Genomic DNA, 22,248 nt, shown 5'->3' on the forward strand with positions numbered 1-22,248 from the left:
GCATTATTTTGAAGATAATTTTCGTAATTTCATTCTATGCAAGACTCCACTTATTCCTCAGAAATTCTTCAGTACATCCCATTTTACTATGTTATTTGGTCCGATGACCTGCTCACAGCATCCGAAATCAATGTTGTACAAAATGCGATAGACGCAGATAAAACCCTATCCGAAAAGAGCAGGGCACAATTACTTACGTGGCTTAATACACAAAATCCGCCCGCAAATACAGAACTAAAAAAATGGAAACAGACTATTTCCAATTCAGGAGTTAAATTAATTGAAAGCGAAACTTACCCACTAGCCACGTTTAGCCAAAAGGTAGTGTGCCACTATAAAGACGAATGTCCATTTAACGAACAATTAAAACATATTGAAATACAACTGGGTATTCAACCCAATCATTACAATCACCTTTTTGATGTTGATGTGATTCATGAAACTACCTCGGAATTTTATGATTCCAAAGAAATCGATACGATTTTAAAAGGGAAGCATGCCAAACTAGTGGATGATTTCAGGGAAGTATTGGCCGACCCTATTTTTGAGTGGGAAGTGCACCGAAACAAAGAAGATTTCAGAAATGTTGTTCTGAACCAAGTTAAATTCTTAGCCAATAAGGGCTATGGAGCCATGGCCTATCCAGAGGCATATGGCGGAACCGATGATATGGAAGGTTATGCTTATATGTTTGAAAATATGATGTTTGCCGATGGCAGCCTTTCTATAAAATTTGGAGTGCAGTTTGGTCTTTTTGGAGGAAGTATCCAAAAGCTAGGAACCAAAAAACATCATGACCTGTACCTCTCACAAACAGGAAAAGCGGAGCTTTTAGGCTGTTTTGCCATGACCGAAACCGGCCATGGGTCCAACGTACGGGGAATAAAAACTACGGCAACTTACAACAACGAAACGGATCAACTTGTAATTCACACCCCGGGGAAAAACGATAATAAAGAATATATTGGAAATGCATTGCACTCCAAGATGGCATCTGTATTTGCGCAACTTATCGTAAATGGAAAAAACGAAGGTGTGCACGCCATTCTGGTTCCGCTTAGAAATGAAAAACACGAACTTTTACCCGGAATAAACGTGAAAGACAACGGCTACAAACTAGGTTTGAACGGAGTTGATAACGGTAAAATTTGGTTCAATCAAGTTGCCGTACCCAGAGAAAATCTACTTAACAAATATGGGGACATTAAAGAAGATGGGACTTACCACTCTGATATAAAAAACCCAAACAAACGTTTTTTTACCATGTTGGGCACCTTGGTAGGCGGAAGAATTTGTGTAGCCCGAGCAGGTTTGGGAGGTGCTAAATTTGCTTTAACCGTTGCCATTAAACATGCCTTAAAGCGCAGACAATTTAATGACAGTATTAAGGTACAGGAAGACCTTTTAATGGACTACCCAACGCACCAGTTGCGTCTAACGCCTCTAGTGGCTAGCGCTTACGTCTATCACATAACCCTTGATAAGATGATGCAACAATATTGTGACCCATCCCAACCAGACAAGCGAAAGATAGAAACCCAAGTGGCGGGCTTAAAATCTATCATCACTTGGTATGCAAATGACACCATTCAAGAATGCCGCGAAGCTTGTGGCGGTAAAGGCTACCTTTTAGAAAACCGTATAGCCGACTTAAAAGGCGATGTAGATATCTTCACCACTTTTGAGGGTGATAATACCGTACTGTTATTATTGGCCGCCAAGGGGGTTCTATCAGACTTTAAATCGGAGTTTAATAGCGCAGGATTTTCCGCAGTACTAAAAATATTGGGCATACAGATCAATGACAAATTAACCACGATCAATCCTATTTACAGTAACAAAGTAGATAAGGATCATTTGTACAATCCTAAATTCCACAAGCATGCTTTTGAATACCGTACCAGACGGTTGACCTATACCCTGGCTATGCGAATTAGAGACTATATTAAAACGGGAATACCTTCTTACCAAGCGTTTCTTAAAGTACAAAGCCACCTATTGGCATTGGGCAAAGCCTATAGCAATGAACTAGCTTATTCTACCTACAATGATTTTGCAGAAACCATATCCGACGCCAAGAACAAAGCATTGTTTCGGAAACTAGGAACGTTACACGCACTTTATACTATAAGACAAGATGCGGAATGGTATTTAGAACAAGGCTATATTGGCGGGACCAAATCCAAGGCCATCCGCCAACGTGTAGAACGGTTATCAAGTGAATTAAGATCCCATATAGGAGTCCTAGTAGATGGGTTTGGCATACCAGAGCATTGTATGAGCGCCCCTATTGCCAAATAACATCGTATTTCTAACTATTTCTCCTTATGTAACTCAGAAGTATCTAGAAAGTCTATTATCTCTACCTTGCCCTCCCCATACAAATGAGTCCTGGCGTTACCACTTGAAGAAAGTTGTAAGATTTTGGTACTGTTTATATCCGCAGTAGCGGACTCCTCTACAGTAAGATAAACAGCTTCTGACTCTAATTTTTTAGCTTTTAGATTGGAATTTTCAAAAAGGTTCGCATACAATTCAAATGTGGTTCCTTCCAAAATAGCGGTAGCGTTTTTGTACAACTTTACATTACTTAAATCACTTGTGCCAAATACCTTTACATCAACCCTGTCTTTTAAAACCAAATTTATCTCTTGTCCTTTTAAGTTGAATTCCCCTGAACTGTTACCTTCCATATTGATATTAAAAACTTCGGCATCGGCATTTAAATACAATTTTGCGGATTCATGTAGATCTACATAAAGATCCTTTGCATTAACCGCTCCGTCCATTTCAATTTTCCCATCATACATTGTAATGGCCTCCAGGTAAATATAGTTAACCGTAATCTCCAATTTCTTTTTACGGGTGATGTTATAGAAGGAGCTAATCTGAAGCACGCTATCTTGAACCTTAAACCTTAAAACGTCAATTAGGTTGTCATCAGCAGTGATAGCAACGCCTTCCTCCGTAGAATCATGTAGCTTAATATCAAGATCATCGCGTAGTTCAATTGCATGAAAAGCAGGCAACTCTTGATAAACATCTATCACAACTTTATTCCCCTTTATTTTGGGTTTACGTTGCCCAAAAGCCTGAAAAGTAAATAATAAAACAATTAAAAAAACAAAATTTCTCATACTACAGTCCCTTTGACACCAGTTGATTAGACCCTTCTCTTATAATTTGCAAATGTATCTCTTATTGTTCTTACGCAACAAGAATGTTAAATAAAAGTATCAAAAAAAATGCCCAACTATAAAAGTCAGGCATTTTAATTTGAGTTAGTCTAGTATTTTAATGTTGAAGCTCTTCTTCGTCTTTTTGTAAAGGTACGGTCTGAGGAACAAAATCCTGACCTGGAAGAATGTACTCTCCGTTTTCGTCTACCTTACTATAGTCATAAGCCCAACGGTGAACTTCAGGAATGGCTCCTGGCCAGTTACCGTGAATATGCTCCTGTGGTGTTGTCCATTCCAAGGTTGTTGCCTTCCAAGGATTCTTAGGACCTATTTTACCGTAGAAAATACTTCTTACAAAGTTAAATACGAATATAAGTTGAACACCTGCGGTGATAATTGCAAATACGGTCATCAATACTTGAATATCCGTTAATTCATCAAACATTGGGAAAGCGGTATTCTCATAGTATCTTCTTGGAACACCGGCCATACCTACAAAATGCATTGGGAAGAAAATACCATACGAGCCAACTGCGGTAACCCAGAAGTGGATATAACCTAAGTTCTTGTTCATCATCTTACCTTCAAACATAGTAGGGAACCAGTGATAAATACCTGCGAACATACCATATAGTGCAGAAATACCCATTACCAAGTGGAAGTGAGCAATAACAAAATATGTATCATGTACGTTAATATCCAATGTACTATCCCCTAAGATAATACCTGTAAGACCACCTGTTATGAAAGTTGACACCATACCTATTGAAAACAACATGGCAGGGTTTAACTGTAAGTTACCTTTCCAAAGTGTAGTAATCCAGTTAAAGGCTTTTACTGCAGATGGAATAGCGATTAAAAGCGTTGTAAATGTAAATACAGAACCTAGGAACGGATTCATACCCGAAATAAACATATGGTGACCCCATACAATTGTAGACAAGAATGCAATCGCCAAAATTGAAGCAATCATTGCACGATAACCAAAAATAGGTTTTCTAGCATTTACCGCCATTACTTCGGATACAATACCCATGGCAGGTAAGATTACAATATATACCTCAGGGTGACCTAAGAACCAGAAAAGGTGCTCATATAATACCGGTGAACCACCTTGGTAGTGTAATACCTCACCTTGTATAAATATATCCGACAAGAAGAATGACGTACCAAAGCTTCTATCCATTATCAACAACAAAGCTGCAGATAATAGTACCGGGAACGATATAATACCGATAATGGCCGTTACAAAGAATGCCCAAATTGTTAGTGGCAATCTTGTCATAGACATTCCTTTTGTACGAAGGTTAATTACGGTTACTACATAATTCAACGATCCCATAAGAGATGAAGCAATGAAAATAGCCATAGAAACCAACCATAATGTCATACCCATTCCTGAACCAGGCTGAGCCATTGGCAATGCACTTAGCGGAGGATAAATAGTCCACCCTGCAGCAGCCGGTCCTGCTTCAACGAATAAAGAGGAAATCATTATTATAGAAGACAAGAAAAACAACCAATACGAAAGCATGTTCAAAAAGCCCGAAGCCATATCCCTTGCACCAATTTGCAACGGAATAAGTAAGTTACTAAATGTACCACTCAGACCCTGTGTAAGAACAAAGAATACCATTAACGTACCGTGAATGGTTACCAATGCCAAATAAACATCTGCATCCATAACTCCATCTGGAGCCCATTTTCCTAAAAAGGTCTCGAAGATACCAAAGGATTCCCCTGGCCATGCCAATTGCATACGGAACATAATTGACATTGCGATGCCTAGCGCTCCCATTATCAAACCAGTAATCAAATACTGTCTAGAGATCATTTTATGATCTTGACTAAATATATATTTGGTTACAAAAGTTTGCTTGTGGTGATGCTCATGATCGTCATGTGCATGGTCATCTAACTGTGCATTTGCAGTAACAGACATATTTGTTATTCTTTAATTTTAATTTTCTTTTAAAGCGCTCCTAGACTATACCTTACGAAAACTCGTATTAGTGACTAGCCGTTGCAGTTTCAATGTTCTTGAATTCATCTGTAGATGCTTGGCCCATTACATTCTGCCCAAAGGTTTTTTGCTCGGCTATCCACGCATCATACTCTTCTTGAGTCTCAACAATAATCTTCATTTGCATATTATAGTGAGACTTTCCACATATCTTATTACAAAGTAAAATATAATCGAACTCCCATGGGTCGGAATTTTCCTCTCCATTAGCCGCTCTTTCCGATCTAATCTCGTTTGTACGTTTTACTTTATCAGCCACATCAGGATTCTGGCGCATTTCTTCCGTAGTATAAATTGGAGTGAAAGAAAATTCAGTAATCATACCCGGAACACAGTTCATTTGAGCCCTAAAATGCGGCATGTATGCAGAATGAAGCACATCTTGCGAACGCATTTTAAAATTAACCTTTCTACCTACAGGAAGGTGTAATTCTTTAACGATGATATCATCTGCCGCATAGCTATCAGACTCATCCAAACCAAGTACATTGGCCTTATTGATATCAATCATTCTAACGTTAGCCTTACCTAATACGTTATCCTCACCGCCATATCTAGCCGTCCAACTAAATTGTTGTGCATAAAGCTCCACAATTAATGGATCGTCTTCGTCATTAACATCCATAATAGTAGTCCAAGTATATAAGCCCCAAAGGATAAGTCCAGAAAGTACTATTACAGGAATTATAGTCCATATAAACTCTAGACGATCACTGTCCGCAAAGAAAAGGGCCTTTTTACCTTCAACACCACGATACTTGTAACCAAAGTAGTGTAACAAAGCCTGTGTAAGGGTCTGCACAATGAAAATGATAATGAAGGAAACCAACATTAAAGAGTCATACTCCCCACCGTGAGCAGATGCAGCTTCCGGAAGTAAAAACTTAGAATATTTCCAGAAACTAAAAATTGTAATACCGTAAATAAAGATAAGAAACGCGAACAGAAGGTATCCGTTTGTTTTGTTATCCGAATCGTTGGCTATTTGAGAATTTTCGGCTTTGAGCTGAGACAATTCAAATATCTTCGTCATCTGCCATATCGCAATTGCCACCAAGGCTAAAACCACTAAAGTCAATAATGTAGTCATCGTATGTTCTACTATTATACGTTAAAAATACTAATAATGAAAATGTCTGCTCTCCTCAATAAACGGGTTACGCTTAGGCTGTAAAGGTGCAGTTGACAATGCACGGAACACCCAGAAAATGAATAGGCCGGCAAAGAAAAGAACAGCCCCTATTTCAGGTATACCTATAAACCATTGATCACCTACAGTTGATGGCATAATCATATTGAATATATCCATATAGTGCCCACCTAAAATAACGATACCTGTTAGAACCACAAACCAGTTCATACGTTTGAAATCGCTATTCATAAGAAGCAACACAGGGAACAAAAAGTTCATTACTATCATTCCAAAGAATGGTAATCTATAATCTGCAATACGCGTTACATAGTAAGTAACCTCTTCTGGTATGTTAGAGTACCATATAAGCATAAATTGAGAGAACCATAGGTATGTCCAGAATATACTAATACCGAACATAAACTTAGCTAAATCATGTATGTGACTATTGTTCACATCTGGCAAGTAACCTCTAGACTTCAGATACACGGTTACCATAGCTATTACGGTAATACCTGATACGAACATACTAGCAAAAACATACCATCCGAACAAAGTACTGAACCAGTGTGGATCAACACTCATAATCCAATCCCAAGACATGATAGATTCCGATACTAAGTAAAATACCAAGAATGCAGCAGACCATTTAAAGTTCAACTTAAAATTGGCATTGTCGTTAGACTCATCCTGTCTTAGTGAAAGTTTTCTAGAATACTCTCTGTAAAACATCCAACCTGCCAAAAATATAGCGGCACGTATTAAGAAGAAAGTAGGGTTTAAATAACCGGCCTTACCTTGTAAAAGGCGATCATGCGCAACTACATCGGCATCCATCCACACAAACAGGTGGTTCATGTGTAAAACCGACAGAACCAGTATTACAAAAACGATAATTCCACCAGGAACTATATATGCGGTAATACCTTCCATAACCCTAAAAAGTAACGGAGACCAACCGGCCTGCGCTGCACGTTGTATTGCATAGAAAGCCAAAACCCCCAAAGCAATCATAAAGAAAAAGAATGCGGCTACATATAAAGCGGCCCAAGGCTTATTCTGTAATTGATGTAAAAGGTGTTCGTCGTGAGAAGAATCATGTTCCTCACCGTGAGCCTCAACAGCATCACCGTGTCCTTCTGCAACAGCGCCATATGCTTCTACCGCACCATGGGCATCTCCATGTCCATCGCCATGACTGGCCACTATAGCTTTTGCCTCTTCTACGGTGCTTGGTGCCGATATAAATCCGATAGCAATACCAAGTATCCCAAGAGCCATTAAAATAAAGGAACCGATCTTTAATTTGTTTGAAAACGTATACATATCCCTTTTCTAAGTATTATTTCGTTAAGTCTTGTTTCAATTTCATCACGTACTCCGAAACTTGCCACATCTCTTTAGTATTCATCTGAGATGCATAAGAACCCATAGAGTTCAATCCGTAATGAATGGTATGGTAAGCTGTACCTATTGTAATATTTCGAGCTTCATCCGCATATGTTGGTACACCCAAAATCTTTTCTCTTTTTACAAGCGTACCTTGACCATCACCTTTATCACCATGGCAAATAGCACAATAAATGGTATATAATTGACCACCCGCAGCTAAATCCTCTTCAATGTTCACTGAATCCAATGGACTTTTTTGAACTCTTGCCAACTCTTTACCTTCCGGTGTATTTTCATATCCGTAAGGAATCCAGCCACGAGAAATAGTATTTGCCGGTGGAACCATTGCCTCCTGACGATTAGGAAGAAAATCTACCTCACCATACGCCTCGTAACCTACTGGCTCGTACATATTAGGCATATATTGATAGTTGGGACTGTTCTTATCGGCACAAGCCGTAACACACAGTAGCAACCCAAAAACGATTCCTATTTTGCTAAAACTGTTCATATTTAATGACTGGTTTTTTCAACTATGTTTATCTCCACTGCCCCTGTATCCAACAACAGATCTTTTAACTCTTTTTCGTTACCATGAATATCTATCTCCATTAAGAAATGATCATCCGTAGTACGTACATCTGGATTTTCTGCTTTTTTGAAAGGCCATAAACGGCTTCTCATATAAAAAGTTATCACCATTAAGTGAGCCGCAAAAAATACAGTTAACTCAAACATAATAGGCACAAATGCCGGCATGTTCTCTATATAACTAAAACTAGGCTTCCCACCAATATCCTGAGGCCAATCCTCGATCATGATGTAGTTCATCATAAGCGTAGCTACACTAAGACCTATACAGCCGTAAATAAACGACGTAATGGCAATACGTGTTGGAGCCAACCCCATAGCCTTGTCTAAGCCATGAACAGGAAATGGACAATATACTTCTTCGATGTGATGCTTGGCTGCCTTTACCTTCTTAACGGCAAGCATTAGCACGTCATCATCATCATAATATGCATGTATCGCTTTAGATGCCATAGCTATTGTTTCTTATTATTTAATAATCTTGCCTGACCGGCCCAATCGTCTCTTTGCGCTCTACCTGGAAAAGATTCTGTTATTGAATCCAACAAATCATACTCCCTATTGGTCATTCTACCCACTTGGGCAAAAGTGAATATTCCAATTTCATTAAGTGTTGCTTCCATTTGAGGACCTACACCTTTAATTTGCTTAAGGTCATCAGCAGTCTCTTTTGTTGCATCAAACTTACCAATAGTACTCAAAAGCTCAGAAACACTCTCACTGGTATCTTGTTGAGGTGCAACTTCTCCCATAAGCACATCATCAGTAATAACTTCTTCTTTAGTATCAGCAGCAGACAATTTAGTTATCTGATATAATGGCTGACCCGCATCTCTTAGTTTTTTATATTTACTTCCAGATGACTTCAAGATAGATTTAACCTCTGCCTGAGCGATTACAGGGAATGTTCTAGCGTAAAGAAGGAACAACACGAAGAAGAATCCAATAGTACCTACAAAGATTCCGATATCTACAAATGTTGGTGAGAACATAGTCCATGAAGATGGAAGGTAATCTCTGTGCAACGATGTTACGATAATTACGAAACGCTCAAACCACATTCCTATGTTCACTACAATAGATATAGCAAAAGAAAACATAATACTAGTTCTCAATTTTTTGAACCACATGAACTGAGGAGAGAACACATTACAAGTCATCATTGACCAGTAAGCCCACCAGTAAGGTCCAGTAGCTCTGTTCAAGAAAGCGTATTGTTCGTATTCCACACCTGAATACCAAGCCATAAAAAGCTCTGTTATATATGCACACCCTACAATAGAACCGGTTAACATAATAACAATGTTCATTAACTCAATATGCTGAACAGTGATATAATCTTCCAAGTGACACACTTTACGCATGATAATCAAAAGTGTATTCACCATTGCAAATCCAGAGAAAATTGCTCCAGCCACAAAGTATGGCGGGAAGATGGTTGTATGCCAACCTGGTATTACCGATGTAGCAAAGTCAAAAGATACAATGGTATGTACAGAAAGTACAAGTGGTGTAGCCAAACCTGCCAAAACCAACGACACTTCTTCAAAACGTTGCCAATCTTTAGCACGACCACTCCAACCAAAACTTAACAGACTATATATTTTCTTTTGAAAAGGAAGGATAGCCCTGTCACGTAACATCGCAAAATCAGGAAGTAGACCTGTCCACCAGAATACCAAAGAAACTGAAAGGTATGTAGATATCGCAAATACATCCCAAAGTAGCGGTGAGTTAAAGTTTACCCATAACGAACCAAATTGGTTAGGAATTGGCAATACCCAATATGCCAACCAAGGACGACCCATGTGAATGATTGGGAAAAGACCCGCCTGAACAACAGAAAATATTGTCATAGCCTCCGCAGAACGGTTAATGGCCATTCTCCATTTCTGACGGAAAAGCAAAAGTACGGCAGATATCAAAGTACCCGCGTGACCAATACCTACCCACCAAACAAAGTTGGTAATATCCCAAGCCCAGTTAACGGTCTTGTTCAAACCCCATGTTCCAATACCGGTAGAGACTGTATAAATAATACAACCAACACCCCAAAGAAATGCCACTAAGGCAATGGAAAACACAATCCACCAATGCTTATTGGCCCTACCCTCAACCGGAGCGGCTATATCCACACTTACATCGTGGTAGCCTTTATCCCCAATAACCAAGGGCTTTCGTATAGGTGCTTCGTAATGCGACGCCATATAAATCTATTATAGTTGTTTACTTAAATACGGTTTTATGCTTCGTTCGTATTCCTAACCTTAACATGGTAGAATACATTTGGTTTAGTTCCCACATGCTCCAATAAATGGTACATACGATCACTTTCTGCCAATTTGGAAACTTCACTTTCCTTATCATTAACATCACCAAAGATTATAGCTCCTGTGCTACATGCAGATGAACATGCCGTTTGGAATTCCTCATCTTTAACAGGACGACCATCTCTTTTCGCATCCAAGATAGACTTCTGAGTCATCTGAATACACATAGAACATTTTTCTATAACCCCTCTTGAACGAACATTTACATCAGGATTCAATACCATTTTACCCAAGTCATTGTTCATATGGTAATCAAACTCGTCATTGTTATTATACAAGAACCAGTTGAATCTACGAACTTTGTACGGACAGTTGTTTGCACAATATCTAGTACCCACACAACGGTTATATGCCATATGGTTTTGACCTTGGCGACTGTGAGATGTTGCCGCAACCGGACAAACAGTTTCACATGGCGCGTGGTTACAGTGCTGACACATTACAGGCTGGAATGCCACTTGAGGATTAGCCGCTGGATGCTCCAACTCACCAAAACCACCTAAAGAACCATTATCACCTGAAAGACCATCAAACTCATCCTTCTTAATATTATCTCCCTCAAAAGTATCTTCCGAAGAATAATATCTATCGATACGCAACCAGTGCATATCCCTACTCTTTCTAACTTCTTCCTTACCTACTACAGGAACATTGTTCTCCGCATGACAAGCAATAACACATGCACCACAACCGGTACACGCATTTAAATCTATAGACATGTTAAAGTGATGACCTATAGTACGATCAAAACTATCCCACAAATCAACAGATGTAGCCGGAACCTCTTGGTGATCCAAAGAAACCACCGGAACTTCGTTCCACTCAGCGTGATCCTTTGTATTGAATATCTCCAAGGTAGTCTCCTTAATGATATCACCTCTACCCATTAAGGTCTTATGCAACTGAATACATGCAAACTCATGCATTCCCGAAGCTTTCTCAATAGTAGCTGCCTGAACATTGGTGAAATTCTGATACAACGGATAAGCATTAACACCTGTCTGCATCTCAGATTTCATTCCTACTTTTCTTCCATATCCTAATGAAAGACCAATAGAACCAATAGCTTGACCTGGCTGAATAATTACCGGAACGTTATTTAGCACAACTCCATTTACGGTAACGTTGGCATAACTACCGTCCAAACCTCCATTGGCAACGTGCTCGTTTACAAAACCTAAACGCTCAGCATCCGCCTTGGAAACGGTAACATAGTTATCCCAAGAAACTCTAGTAATCGGATCAGGAAACTCCTGCAACCATGGGTTGTTAGCCTGCTGACCTGCACCCATACCCGTTTTAGAGTAAAGAGTAAGCTCAACACCGCCTCCGCTGGTAGCATTTACCAAGCTATTAATAGCCGTAGCAATAGGAATACCGGCTTGAGCAGCCACCTCCTCAATTACATTGGCACTTGCTGTTTCTTTATCTTCTTCTTCGGAAACCGCATTTTCTGAATCCACATCAGAGCTTAAAGTCATACCTGCCGCAGAATAAACACCATCATGCAATGCTTTATTCCAATCATTTCCAGCCAATATTGACTGAGACCAGGTTTCCTTTACATATTCGTAATATGTTTTATCACTACCCAACCACTTTAACAATGCAGTCTGAAACTGTCTTGTATCAAAAAGTTCTTTAATGGTAGGTTGCATCAAACTGTATTGCCCTTTCTTGATTTGGGTATCTCCCCAAGACTCCAAGAAATGATTAGCCGCCGCAGTATACTGCGCTACTTCCGTAGTTTCGTTCCAATTATTGGAGAACACAACAGAAAGACCAACTTTCTCAACACCTTCTTTAAAGTCAGCTGCATTAGGAAGCGTATACATTGGGTTAACACCATCTACAATCAACGCGCCAACTTTGCCCGCCTTCATATCCGCAATCAACTTCTGTACTGCCTTAACATTTCCTTGTCTTACATAACGAGGAGAAGCAGGATCAAAAGCCTTACTACCCAACATTTCATTAATTGCAAGAACAACCGTTTGAGCATGTATATCATCAAGACCCGTAACTACTACGGCCTTACTTTTATTCTTTCTTATATGAGCAGCCACATCATCTATGGTCTTCTGAACATTTTCAGAAAGCTCACCACCAACACTTGTACCGTTCAACTTAGCATATAACTGAGCCAAAGCTATTTTCTGCTGCATTGGCGTCAAAGGAACACGCTTATCCGCATTGGCACCACTCAAGGTCATGTTCGCCTCAAACTGTACATGACGCGACATCTTGCCATTTTTAGGCACTCTACCTTTTGCATACCCTCCATCATAGCTTCCTCCTTGCCAATCTCCTAAGAAATCCGCCCCAAAAGAAACTATAAGGTCCGCCTTTTCAAAATCATAATCCGCCAAAGCACGCTCACCGTATTTAGCTTCATAAGCACTAGCTGCGGCATCTTCGGCAATAGCATCATAAACCACATGGTTTACATTACCATACTCAGCTTTTAATTCACCGATCAATCTATCCGTAGACGGGCTAGCATATGTTTGTGTCAACAATGCGATTTGCTGACCAGAACCTTTAAGACTTCCTAATTTTGCTTTTACAGCAGCATCCAAAACAGACCATTCAGTAGGCTCTCCATTTGCCATTGGCCCCTGTAAGCGCGTACTATCATATAAGGAAAGTACAGATGCCTGAACTCTTGCATTGGCAGAACCGGCAACCTTGGCATCTTTATTATTTTCAACCTTAATAGGACGACCTTCCCTTGTTTTAATAAGGATACTTGCAAAGTCAAAACCGTTCGCTATAGTTGTAGCATAATAATTAGCAACGCCTGGAACAATATTTTCTGGCTGAACAACATAAGGAATAGATTTATGCACAGGTCCTTCACAAGCAGCCAATGAAGCCGCTGCGGTACTAAAACCAACGTACTTAAGAAAATCCCTTCTATTGGTAGATGTAGCAGATAGACTTTCCTTATCTCCCAAAAAATCATCTACTGGAATTTGCTCAACAAACTCGTTCTGTCTTAGCGTCTCAACAATGGAATCGTTCGGATTTAATTCCGCCTCGTTCTTCCAATATTTTTTGTTTGATGCCATACTTTCTATGTAATTAGCTACTTTCTAGATTCGATTAATAATGACACTTTCCACATTCCAGCCCGCCCATTTGCGCAGCCGTTAACTTTTCAACACCATATTTCTTGGAAAGCTCGGTATGAATTTTTTCGTAGTAAGCATTACCTTCTACCTTAATTTCAGTTTCTCTGTGACAGTTAACACACCATCCCATTGTTAGAGGCGAAAATTGATACATAATCTCCATTTCCTCAACAGGACCGTGACATTGCTGACACTCAATACCTGCAACACTTACGTGCTGAGAGTGATTGAAATATGCAAAATCAGGCAAATTATGAATACGCACCCATTCTACAGGCTGACTCTCACCAGTATATTTCTGATTTTCCTCATCCCAACCTACAGCGGCATAAAGCTTTTTGATTTCCTTGTTATAATCAACACCATACTCACGCTTACCTTCTTCCAAAGTTTCATCAGCAACTTGGTAAATTGATTTATGACAGTTCATACACACGTTCAAGGAAGGAATTCCAGAAGTCTTAGAAACACGTGCAGACGAGTGACAATACTTACATTCAATTTTATTATCCCCTGCATGGATACGGTGTGAGTAATGTATTGGCTGAATTGGCTGATACCCTTGATCAACACCTACCTGCATCATCCATCCGTAAGCAAAATACGCACTACCCAACAAAAGGAAAATAACTGACACCAATACCAAAAATTGGTTTTTAGCAAACGCTTTCCAAAGTGGCAATCTCTTCTCGGATGCTTCATTTTCCAAAACAACCCCATTAGCTTCGGCTATTCTTCTCAATGTTTTGTTCACCAAGAACAACATCACAACCAAAAGACCAAAGACGAGTGCCAAAGCACCTAGAACTATTTCATTTGAAATTCCATCGGAAGCACCACCAGAGCCACCAGCAGCTTCACCACCAGCCGCAGCCGCAGGAGCAGCGGTTTTTGGAGGAGCGGCCGTATAAGCCAAAATATTATCAATATCCTCGTTAGACAAGGTTGGAAACGGAGTCATTGCCGCCTGATTGTACTCAGCATAAATCTTATTAGCATAAGAATCACCTGAAGCGATAAGCCCAGGACTATTCTTAATCCATTGATACAACCAATCACGACTTAAACCTTCGTCATCTGACAATCTAGTCTCTACATTAGCCAGAGCTGGACCTGTCATTTTACGATTTAAAGAGTGGCAAGCTGCACAATTCTGATTGAACAACGCTTTACCTTTAGCCGGATCTCCCGCAGTATCACCAGATGCAGCAGCTTCGGAAGAAGCCCCATCTTCGCTTCCACCATCTTGAGCAGATATAGAAACGGAAAATAAAAGGAAAACAAATAGAGTTAAACCTAAAACCTTAGAAATCGAATGGCGGTACGGAACCTTTTTCATATGAATCTTATTTCTATCGACATCTTGGCACGATAATTTCATTTATAGAAAACTTGTGTTATTCTTATCAGTGCTAAAATCGAAGGCAAAAATACGTAATAGACTTTATTTTGAAAATGTTAACGGATTGATAATTCCTAATTTATATCTATTCTAAATAATATGTCATCCTTTACAATGCCGAGGAATACGCTACTTTTGTATAAATTATTAAAACCCAATTATTTCACTACAATGAAGACAATTTTTGCACTCAGTTTCTCCCTTGCGTCTTTAACATTTGGATATGCCCAACAAGGCCAAATTAACATTGAACAAGACCAAAAAATCACTGATTTAATAGAAATATATAAAACCTCCAACGAAAGTTCGGAATATTACCGCATTCAAGTAGGCTTCGGCTCCTATAATAAGGCTCAAAGTATTCAAGCTAACGTTGAGCAAGATTTCCCGGACCTACCCTCAAAAATAGACTTTGATTCACCTACATACCGAGTAAGGGTAGGAAGATTCCAGAACAAGCTAGACGCCGAACGAAAGTTTAAAGAAGTCCGACAGAAATATCCGGACGCCATGTTATTAAAACCAAAAAAATCGACCCGTTAAGGTCGATTTTTTTTGCTCTATACTGTCTCATTTAACAGTGATATGTATATTCTCAAGAGGTCTATTTAGATTTTAATTTCTTCTTAACCTCTACCTCTTTGAAAGCCTCTACAATATCCCCTTCAACTATATCATTATAGTTCTTAAGCTGCAGACCACAATCATACCCTTTGGCCACTTCCTTAACATCGTCTTTGAAACGTTTTAAGGATGTCAACTCTCCTGTATAAACAACTACACCATCTCGTATAAGACGTATACCTGCATTACGGAAAATCTTACCATTGGTTACCATACAACCGGCAATCGTACCAACTTTGGATATCTTAAAGGTCTCTCTAATCTCTGCGGTACCCGTAATCTCTTCTTTGATTTCAGGAGAAAGCATTCCCTCCATAGCATCCTTAAGATCATTGATCGCATCATAGATAATAGAGTACATTCTAATATCAATTTCTTCCTTCTCCGCAACATCTCTTGCATTACCCATTGGCCTTACGTTAAAACCAATAATAATAGCATCGGATGCCGAAGCTAACAACACATCGGATTCGGTAATAGCACCAACTCCTTTGTGTATAATATTCACTTGAATTTCTTCAGTAGACAATTTTTGGAACGAATCCGTTAAGGCTTCCACAGAACCATCAACATCACCCTTCAAGATAATGTTAAGCTCCTTAAAGTCACCCAAAGCAATACGTCTTCCGATTTCATCCAACGTAATGTGACGCTGTGTTCTAACAGACTGCTCACGCTGCAATTGCGAACGCTTAGTAGCTATCTGCTTAGCCTCTCTCTCATCTTCTAACACATGGAATTTATCACCTGCTTGTGGCGCTCCATCCAAACCTAGAATAGAAATTGGCGTGGCCGGACCAGCTTTTTGAACACTTTTTCCGCGTTCATCCTGCATAGCCTTAACCTTACCACTATTGGTACCTGCCAATACATAATCCCCAATTTTAAGGGTTCCACCTTGTACTAATATGGTAGAAACGTAACCACGTCCCTTATCCAAAAAGGCTTCTACTACAGTACCATTGGCCATCTTATTAGGATTAGCCTTAAGCTCTAACAATTCGGCTTCAAGCAATACTTTTTCAAGCAATTCCTTTACACCTTGACCTGTCTTGGCCGAAATATCGTGAGACTGTATCTTACCGCCCCAATCTTCGACCAATAAATTCATTTGAGCCAACCCATCCTTAATTTTCTCAGGGTTTGCCGTTGGCCTATCCACTTTATTTATAGCAAAAACAATTGGTACTCCAGCTGCTTGAGCGTGACTTATTGCTTCTTTTGTTTGAGGCATGATAGCATCATCTGCAGCAATAACAATAACTGCAATATCCGTTACTTGTGCACCCCTTGCTCTCATCGCGGTAAAGGCTTCGTGACCCGGTGTATCTAAGAAAGTGATTTTCTGACCACCTTCCAAAGTTACACCATACGCACCAATATGCTGCGTAATACCACCACTTTCACCTGCAATTACATTAGCTTGTCTAACATAATCCAACAAAGATGTTTTACCGTGATCCACATGCCCCATTACGGTAACAATAGGAGCTCTCGGTTCTAGATCTTCAGGAGCATCTGCCTCAACTTCTATTGATTCTTCCAGATCAGCAGTAACGAATTCAACTTCGTAACCAAACTCATCTGCAACAATAGACAAGGTTTCAGCATCAAGACGTTGGTTCATCGTAACCATAATACCAAGTGACATACAAGCCGAAATAATTTCAGTAGTACCTACACCCATCATGGTAGCAACTTCACCTACGGTTACAAACTCCGTAACCTTCAATACTTTGCTCTCTAATTCTTGCTGCTCAAGGTCTTTCTCCGTTTGTTGACGGTGTTGATCCCTCTTATCCCTTCTATATTTAGCACCTTTTCCTTTCTTAGACTTTCCTTGTAATTTCTCCAAGGTCTCTCTAATCTGTTTTTGTACATCTTCTTCAGTAGGCTCTACTTTAGGAGCACCGTATCTTGGATTTCCACCGCCACCTTTTCTAGCCGCTGGACCAGTACCGCGCTGTCTTGGAGCATTGCTCTTATTACCGCCGCCACTACCAGGACTACTAACTATACGTCTTCTGCGTTTTTTACGATCACCGGCAGCATCACCTGTTTTAGGCTCCTCTTTTTTCTTCTTAGGCTTGTTGAACTGAGAAAGATCAATTTTAGCCGTAATCTTTGGACCGGTAAGCTTCTTATACTTTGTAGTTAAGACACCATCGTCTTTTTTCTCTTCTGAGTTCTCAGAATCAGATTCCGCTTTGGTCTCTTCTACTTTTTCAGGAGCTTTTTCTTCTACCTTAGCTTTAGGTTCTTTTGGTGCTTCCGGTTTCTTTTCCTCAAGCTTACCAACAATTTTAGGTTTCTGAAGTATAGTCCTAGTTGGTTTCTCTTCAACCTTAGGCTTCTCTTCTTCCACCTTTTTAGGCTGCTCTACTTCTTTTGGTTTTTCAACCTCAGCAACAGCCTCTTTTTCAACCTTTTCTTCTTTTTCCTCTACAGGAGCAGGAGTTTCTTTAGGCTTCTTACCGGCATCCAAGTCTATTTTACCAACTGTTTTGGGACCCTGAAGCTCAACTTTACCTGTCAAAGTTTTTTCTTCTGCCGCAGCTGCACGCTTTTCTCTAGCTAAACGTCGTTCCTCTTGCTCTTGCTCCAACTGCAATCGCAAAGCCTCTTTTTCCTTACGCTTTTCTTCGCCTACTTCTTTAGAGGCGACTTTTTTGCTTTTATCGGTCTGAAATTCTCCTTGAAGCACTTCATAAACCTCATCGGAAATCTTTGTAGTAGGTCGCGCATCAATCTCATGCCCTTTAGAGGCAAGGAAATCAACCGCCCTATCCAAAGAAATATTAAACTCTTTGAGGACCTTGTTAAGCCTAATTTTTGCAATGTCTGCCATAAATACTTTCTCCTAATTCTCTTTAATCCTTGCTAATATACAGAACTCAAAAGGGTTTTACATTCCAACACATTAGCAGTATTTTCCGCTAAAGTATTAAAACCCATGACGAGTTCATAGCTAATCTTCCAATTCTTCTTTAAGAATACGCACAACTTCGGAAATAGTTTCCTCTTCCAAGTCCGTACGTTTCACCAAATCGGCTACATCTTGCTCTAAAATACTACGAGCTGTATCCAATCCTATTTTCTTGAATTCTTCTATAATCCAAGCATCAATCTCATCTGTAAACTCTGTTAACTCAACATCTTCCTCAACACCTTCTCTAAACACATCAATCTCATAACCAGTTAATTGCCCGGCCAAACGAATATTATGTCCGCCACGACCAATTGCCTTAGAAACTTCTTCTGGTCTTAAGTAAACCTGCGCCGTCATCTTCTCATCATCTAACTTCACAGAAGAAACTCTAGCTGGACTCAATGCTCTCGTCACCATTAATTGTGGGTTAGCCGTCCAATTGATAACATCAATGTTTTCATTGCCCAACTCACGAACTATACCGTGAATTCTTGATCCTTTCATACCTACACAGGCACCAACCGGATCAATACGATCATCATACGAATCTACAGCAACCTTTGCTTTCTCACCAGGAATACGAACCGCCTTTTTAATGGTAATTAGACCATCGTAAACTTCCGGAATTTCTTGGAAAAACAATTGTTCCAAGAATTTAGGGGAGCTTCTAGACATAATAATAGTAGGCTTACTACCTTTTAGCTCCACACTTTCTATTACCCCACGAACATTATCTCCTTTTCTAAAGAAGTCAGATGGTATCTGTCTATCTTTTGGCAAAATAATCTCATTGCCTTCATCATCCAGCAAAATAATTGCCTTGTGACGAATGTGGTGTACCTCTGCGGTGTAAATTTCACCCTCAAGATCTTTAAAGTGCTTGTAAATGGTTGTATTGTCGTGCTCGTGAATTTTTGAAATCAAGTTTTGACGAAGCGCCAAGATGGCCCTTCTACCTAAATCTATAAGCTTTACCTCTTCCGAAACATCTTCACCAACTTCAAAATCCGGCTCAATTTTACGCGCTTCCGAAAGTGATATCTCTTCATTTGGTTCCTCAACCTCACCATCTTCAACAACTATACGATTTCTCCAGATTTCCAAATCGCCTTTATCCGGGTTGATAATAATATCAAAATTATCATCGGAACCAAATTTCTTCTTAAGCGCACTACGGAATACATCTTCCAAAATGGCCATTAGGGTTACCCTATCTATAAATTTGTCGTCTTTAAATTCCGAAAAAGACTCAATCAGTGCAATATTTTCCATTATGCTACTATTACCTTTAAAATTTTAAAATGACTTTTGCTTCTTTTATATCAGAAAAATTGATTAGCTCCTTTTTCTGAACTGTAACTTTCCCTTTTCCAATGGGTTTGGGTTCCCGTGCTTTCCATTCAAGAACAATACCATCATGGGTAGTTTCGGTTAAATTTCCCTCATAGGTTTCGGCCTCCGTTCGTACGGCAAGCTTTCTTCCCACATTTTTATTGTACTGTCTTGGCATTACCAACGGCGATGCCGCCCCAGCAGAAGCGACCTCTAACGAAAAATCATGTTCGTCACGGTCTATATTATGCTCTATGGCACGACTAATTTTCATACAGTCCTGCACGGTTACGCCTTCATCCCCATCCAAAACCACTTTAATGGTATTGTCTGCAGACATCGAAAAATCTATTAAAAACAAAGACCCATCTTCCTCTAGGGCATCTTTTAAAAGGGCTTCGACTTTACTCTTCAACATAACATTTAGAAATAAAAAAGAGGACTAAATTGTCCCCTCATGAATACTTTTATATCCTTTCAGTGTTGCAAATATACGATTTTTTTGTTTCCCGCAATATCCGATTCATTTAAAGAGTTTTATATCATATCATTTCATCTAAAATTAACGATTTAATAGTACTTTTAAAATATCCCAACCAAATTAACAACCATGGAAATACTCTCTTCTTACAATATGATTATTGGTGCTTCTGCCATAGTCATCATCTCTTTCTGGTTTAATGGCATTTCTAAAAAAACCAATATTCCGTCCGTACTTATGCTAATAGTTCTGGGCGTTGTTTTACAATTTGCCCTGAAATACATTATTGGAACCGAAATAGATTTTGAAAAAAACCTGCGCGGTACCTTAGAAATAATCGGAACGGTAGGACTGATCATGATTGTATTAGAAGCCGCCCTAGAGCTTGAACTGAAAAGAGAAAAACTCATACCCATTCTCAAATCCATGGCCATTGCCCTACTCGGGCTTGTAGCTTCCGCTTGGGTAGCCGCCTTAATTCTTTACCAATTTATAGAAGGTATGACCATGCAGTCTGCCTGGCTGTATGCTACCCCTTTATCTATTTTATCCAGCGCCATAATCATACCCAGTGTTACCGGTCTTAGAGAGGACAAAAAGGAGTTTCACATTTATGAAAGCACCTTTTCGGACATAATGGGTATCATGATGTTCTATTTCCTTACCGGAGGATTGGATCCCGAAACCGATTCTAGCCCCGTTGCTTTTGCCGGTAATATTGTTCTGACCATTGTTATTGCCATTATTGCCAGTTACGCCTTGGTTCTGATTTTCCAAAAGATAAAAAGCCAAGCCAAGCAATTTTTATTGATTGCCGTACTGCTACTATTGTACGCTATTGGTAAAAAGATGCATTTATCGTCATTGATTATAATCCTCATATTTGGGTTGGTCATTGCAAACGTTAAATTGTTCTTTCCCGGAAAGACGGCTATTTTTCTTGAAAAGGAAAAAATGCACCAAATCTATCATGAACTGCACATCATAACCCTAGAAACGGCTTTTGTTGTCCGAACGTTTTTCTTCGTGATTTTTGGAGTTACCATTGTACTTGCTTCTTTAATGAGCCTAAATGTTGCTATGGTAAGCATTCTAATTATAGCCTCCATTTACGTAATCCGTTTTCTTGTTTTGCGGGTTTTTATCGGTAAAGACATCCTACCACAAGCCTTTATTGCCCCAAGGGGATTGATCACTATACTTCTTTTCTACGCCATTCCTACGGAAGCAGAGGTTGCCGGTTTTGAATCGGGAATTCTTTTGTTCGTAATTATTGCCACCAGTCTGGTTATGACCTGGGCCATGATAAAGGACAAAAAGAAAATGGGCACTATGCTAGATGAGATAGACGAAGAGATTTTGGCACGGAACGAAGCAGAGGACCAACTTAACGAGCATAACGAAGAAATGACGGAACAGGAAGCAAGCAATGAAAACCTAGATACGGAAGACAACTCTCCCGAACATCCCGAGGATACAGAGCATGACAATCGTCCTATATGAAAAATTCCAACAAAAAAAAGCCCGATACTTTTCCGTATCGGGCTTTTTAACTCTGTTGGCCTACTAGGACTCGAACCTAGAACGACTGGACCAAAACCAGCTGTGTTGCCAATTACACCATAGGCCATTACCGTAATTTCTGCCGAAACAAGTTCAGCATTTGAGCGTGCAAATTTAAAACAAAGTTTGGTTTGCA

15 protein-coding genes and 1 tRNA gene are annotated in these 22,248 nt (G+C 39.6%); 3 read left to right on the forward strand and 13 right to left on the reverse strand.

Annotation, left to right across the window (positions count from 1 at the left end; genetic code table 11):
• The first annotated feature begins 36 nt into the window (after nt 1–36).
• Nucleotides 37–2,301 (forward strand): acyl-CoA dehydrogenase family protein, encoded by a 2,265-nt coding sequence (locus KO513_RS08055; protein ID WP_215912967.1) that lies wholly within the window; start codon nt 37–39, stop codon nt 2,299–2,301.
• 14 nt (nt 2,302–2,315) lie between these two features.
• On the opposite strand, the gene KO513_RS08060 is transcribed toward KO513_RS08055, so the two are convergent.
• The 9 genes from KO513_RS08060 to KO513_RS08100 all read right to left on the reverse strand — a co-directional run bounded on the left by KO513_RS08060 (nt 2,316) and on the right by KO513_RS08100 (nt 15,120).
• On the reverse strand, nt 2,316–3,137 hold the full coding sequence (locus KO513_RS08060; RefSeq protein WP_215912968.1) for a GIN domain-containing protein: 822 nt from the start codon (nt 3,135–3,137) through the stop codon (nt 2,316–2,318).
• A gap of 157 nt (nt 3,138–3,294) precedes the next feature.
• Nucleotides 3,295–5,121, reverse strand: coding sequence for a cytochrome c oxidase subunit I (locus KO513_RS08065; RefSeq protein ID WP_215912969.1), 1,827 nt, complete (start codon nt 5,119–5,121; stop codon nt 3,295–3,297).
• A gap of 67 nt (nt 5,122–5,188) precedes the next feature.
• Nucleotides 5,189–6,292, reverse strand: coding sequence for a cytochrome c oxidase subunit II (locus KO513_RS08070; protein ID WP_215438517.1), 1,104 nt, complete (start codon nt 6,290–6,292; stop codon nt 5,189–5,191).
• Nucleotides 6,293–6,322: 30 nt separating this feature from the next.
• The gene (locus KO513_RS08075; protein ID WP_215912970.1) at nt 6,323–7,660 is read right to left on the reverse strand and encodes a quinol:cytochrome C oxidoreductase; all 1,338 of its coding nucleotides are present in this window, start codon (nt 7,658–7,660) and stop codon (nt 6,323–6,325) included.
• A 16-nt stretch (nt 7,661–7,676) separates the two neighbouring features.
• Nucleotides 7,677–8,237, reverse strand: coding sequence for a c-type cytochrome (locus KO513_RS08080; protein WP_215912971.1), 561 nt, complete (start codon nt 8,235–8,237; stop codon nt 7,677–7,679).
• Between the two features lie 2 nt (nt 8,238–8,239).
• On the reverse strand, nt 8,240–8,770 hold the full coding sequence (locus KO513_RS08085) for a DUF3341 domain-containing protein (protein WP_215912972.1): 531 nt from the start codon (nt 8,768–8,770) through the stop codon (nt 8,240–8,242).
• 2 nt (nt 8,771–8,772) lie between these two features.
• On the reverse strand, nt 8,773–10,524 hold the full coding sequence (gene nrfD, locus KO513_RS08090; protein WP_215912973.1) for an NrfD/PsrC family molybdoenzyme membrane anchor subunit: 1,752 nt from the start codon (nt 10,522–10,524) through the stop codon (nt 8,773–8,775).
• A 35-nt stretch (nt 10,525–10,559) separates the two neighbouring features.
• Nucleotides 10,560–13,718 carry a TAT-variant-translocated molybdopterin oxidoreductase gene (locus tag KO513_RS08095; protein ID WP_215912974.1) on the reverse strand — a complete coding sequence of 1,053 codons (3,159 nt, stop codon included), beginning with the start codon at nt 13,716–13,718 and terminating at the stop codon, nt 10,560–10,562.
• Nucleotides 13,719–13,752: 34 nt separating this feature from the next.
• Complete coding sequence (locus KO513_RS08100; protein WP_215912975.1) at nt 13,753–15,120, reverse strand: c-type cytochrome; 1,368 nt, start codon at nt 15,118–15,120, stop codon at nt 13,753–13,755.
• A gap of 234 nt (nt 15,121–15,354) precedes the next feature.
• Between KO513_RS08100 and KO513_RS08105 the strand changes: the two genes are divergently transcribed.
• Nucleotides 15,355–15,726: an SPOR domain-containing protein gene (locus tag KO513_RS08105; RefSeq protein WP_215438523.1), complete on the forward strand. Its 372-nt coding sequence runs from the start codon at nt 15,355–15,357 to the stop codon at nt 15,724–15,726.
• A 61-nt stretch (nt 15,727–15,787) separates the two neighbouring features.
• On the opposite strand, the gene infB is transcribed toward KO513_RS08105, so the two are convergent.
• The 3 genes from infB to rimP form a co-directional block, all read right to left on the reverse strand.
• Nucleotides 15,788–18,655, reverse strand: coding sequence for a translation initiation factor IF-2 (gene infB, locus KO513_RS08110; protein WP_215912976.1), 2,868 nt, complete (start codon nt 18,653–18,655; stop codon nt 15,788–15,790).
• 120 nt (nt 18,656–18,775) lie between these two features.
• On the reverse strand, nt 18,776–20,008 hold the full coding sequence (gene nusA / locus KO513_RS08115) for a transcription termination factor NusA (RefSeq protein WP_215438525.1): 1,233 nt from the start codon (nt 20,006–20,008) through the stop codon (nt 18,776–18,778).
• Nucleotides 20,009–20,024: 16 nt separating this feature from the next.
• Nucleotides 20,025–20,486, reverse strand: coding sequence for a ribosome assembly cofactor RimP (gene rimP / locus KO513_RS08120; RefSeq protein ID WP_215438526.1), 462 nt, complete (start codon nt 20,484–20,486; stop codon nt 20,025–20,027).
• Nucleotides 20,487–20,678: 192 nt separating this feature from the next.
• On the opposite strand from rimP, the gene KO513_RS08125 reads away from it, so the two are divergent.
• Nucleotides 20,679–22,052, forward strand: coding sequence for a cation:proton antiporter domain-containing protein (locus tag KO513_RS08125; RefSeq protein ID WP_215912977.1), 1,374 nt, complete (start codon nt 20,679–20,681; stop codon nt 22,050–22,052).
• A 55-nt stretch (nt 22,053–22,107) separates the two neighbouring features.
• Here KO513_RS08125 and KO513_RS08130 read toward each other — a convergent pair.
• Nucleotides 22,108–22,179 (reverse strand) — tRNA-Gln (locus tag KO513_RS08130).
• Nucleotides 22,180–22,248 lie beyond the last annotated feature (69 nt).

The organism is Zobellia sp. B3R18, from assembly GCF_018860715.1.
Classification (GTDB): domain Bacteria; phylum Bacteroidota; class Bacteroidia; order Flavobacteriales; family Flavobacteriaceae; genus Zobellia; species Zobellia russellii.

Coding starts and splice junctions, on each gene's coding strand:
- KO513_RS08055 (WP_215912967.1), top strand. CDS start 37: ATGCAAGACTCCACTTATTCCTCAGAAATTCTTCAGTACATCCCATTT.
- KO513_RS08060 (WP_215912968.1), bottom strand. CDS start 3,137: ATGAGAAATTTTGTTTTTTTAATTGTTTTATTATTTACTTTTCAGGCT.
- KO513_RS08065 (WP_215912969.1), bottom strand. CDS start 5,121: ATGTCTGTTACTGCAAATGCACAGTTAGATGACCATGCACATGACGAT.
- KO513_RS08070 (WP_215438517.1), bottom strand. CDS start 6,292: ATGACTACATTATTGACTTTAGTGGTTTTAGCCTTGGTGGCAATTGCG.
- KO513_RS08075 (WP_215912970.1), bottom strand. CDS start 7,660: ATGTATACGTTTTCAAACAAATTAAAGATCGGTTCCTTTATTTTAATG.
- KO513_RS08080 (WP_215912971.1), bottom strand. CDS start 8,237: ATGAACAGTTTTAGCAAAATAGGAATCGTTTTTGGGTTGCTACTGTGT.
- KO513_RS08085 (WP_215912972.1), bottom strand. CDS start 8,770: ATGGCATCTAAAGCGATACATGCATATTATGATGATGATGACGTGCTA.
- nrfD (WP_215912973.1), bottom strand. CDS start 10,524: ATGGCGTCGCATTACGAAGCACCTATACGAAAGCCCTTGGTTATTGGG.
- KO513_RS08095 (WP_215912974.1), bottom strand. CDS start 13,718: ATGGCATCAAACAAAAAATATTGGAAGAACGAGGCGGAATTAAATCCG.
- KO513_RS08100 (WP_215912975.1), bottom strand. CDS start 15,120: ATGAAAAAGGTTCCGTACCGCCATTCGATTTCTAAGGTTTTAGGTTTA.
- KO513_RS08105 (WP_215438523.1), top strand. CDS start 15,355: ATGAAGACAATTTTTGCACTCAGTTTCTCCCTTGCGTCTTTAACATTT.
- infB (WP_215912976.1), bottom strand. CDS start 18,655: ATGGCAGACATTGCAAAAATTAGGCTTAACAAGGTCCTCAAAGAGTTT.
- nusA (WP_215438525.1), bottom strand. CDS start 20,008: ATGGAAAATATTGCACTGATTGAGTCTTTTTCGGAATTTAAAGACGAC.
- rimP (WP_215438526.1), bottom strand. CDS start 20,486: ATGTTGAAGAGTAAAGTCGAAGCCCTTTTAAAAGATGCCCTAGAGGAA.
- KO513_RS08125 (WP_215912977.1), top strand. CDS start 20,679: ATGGAAATACTCTCTTCTTACAATATGATTATTGGTGCTTCTGCCATA.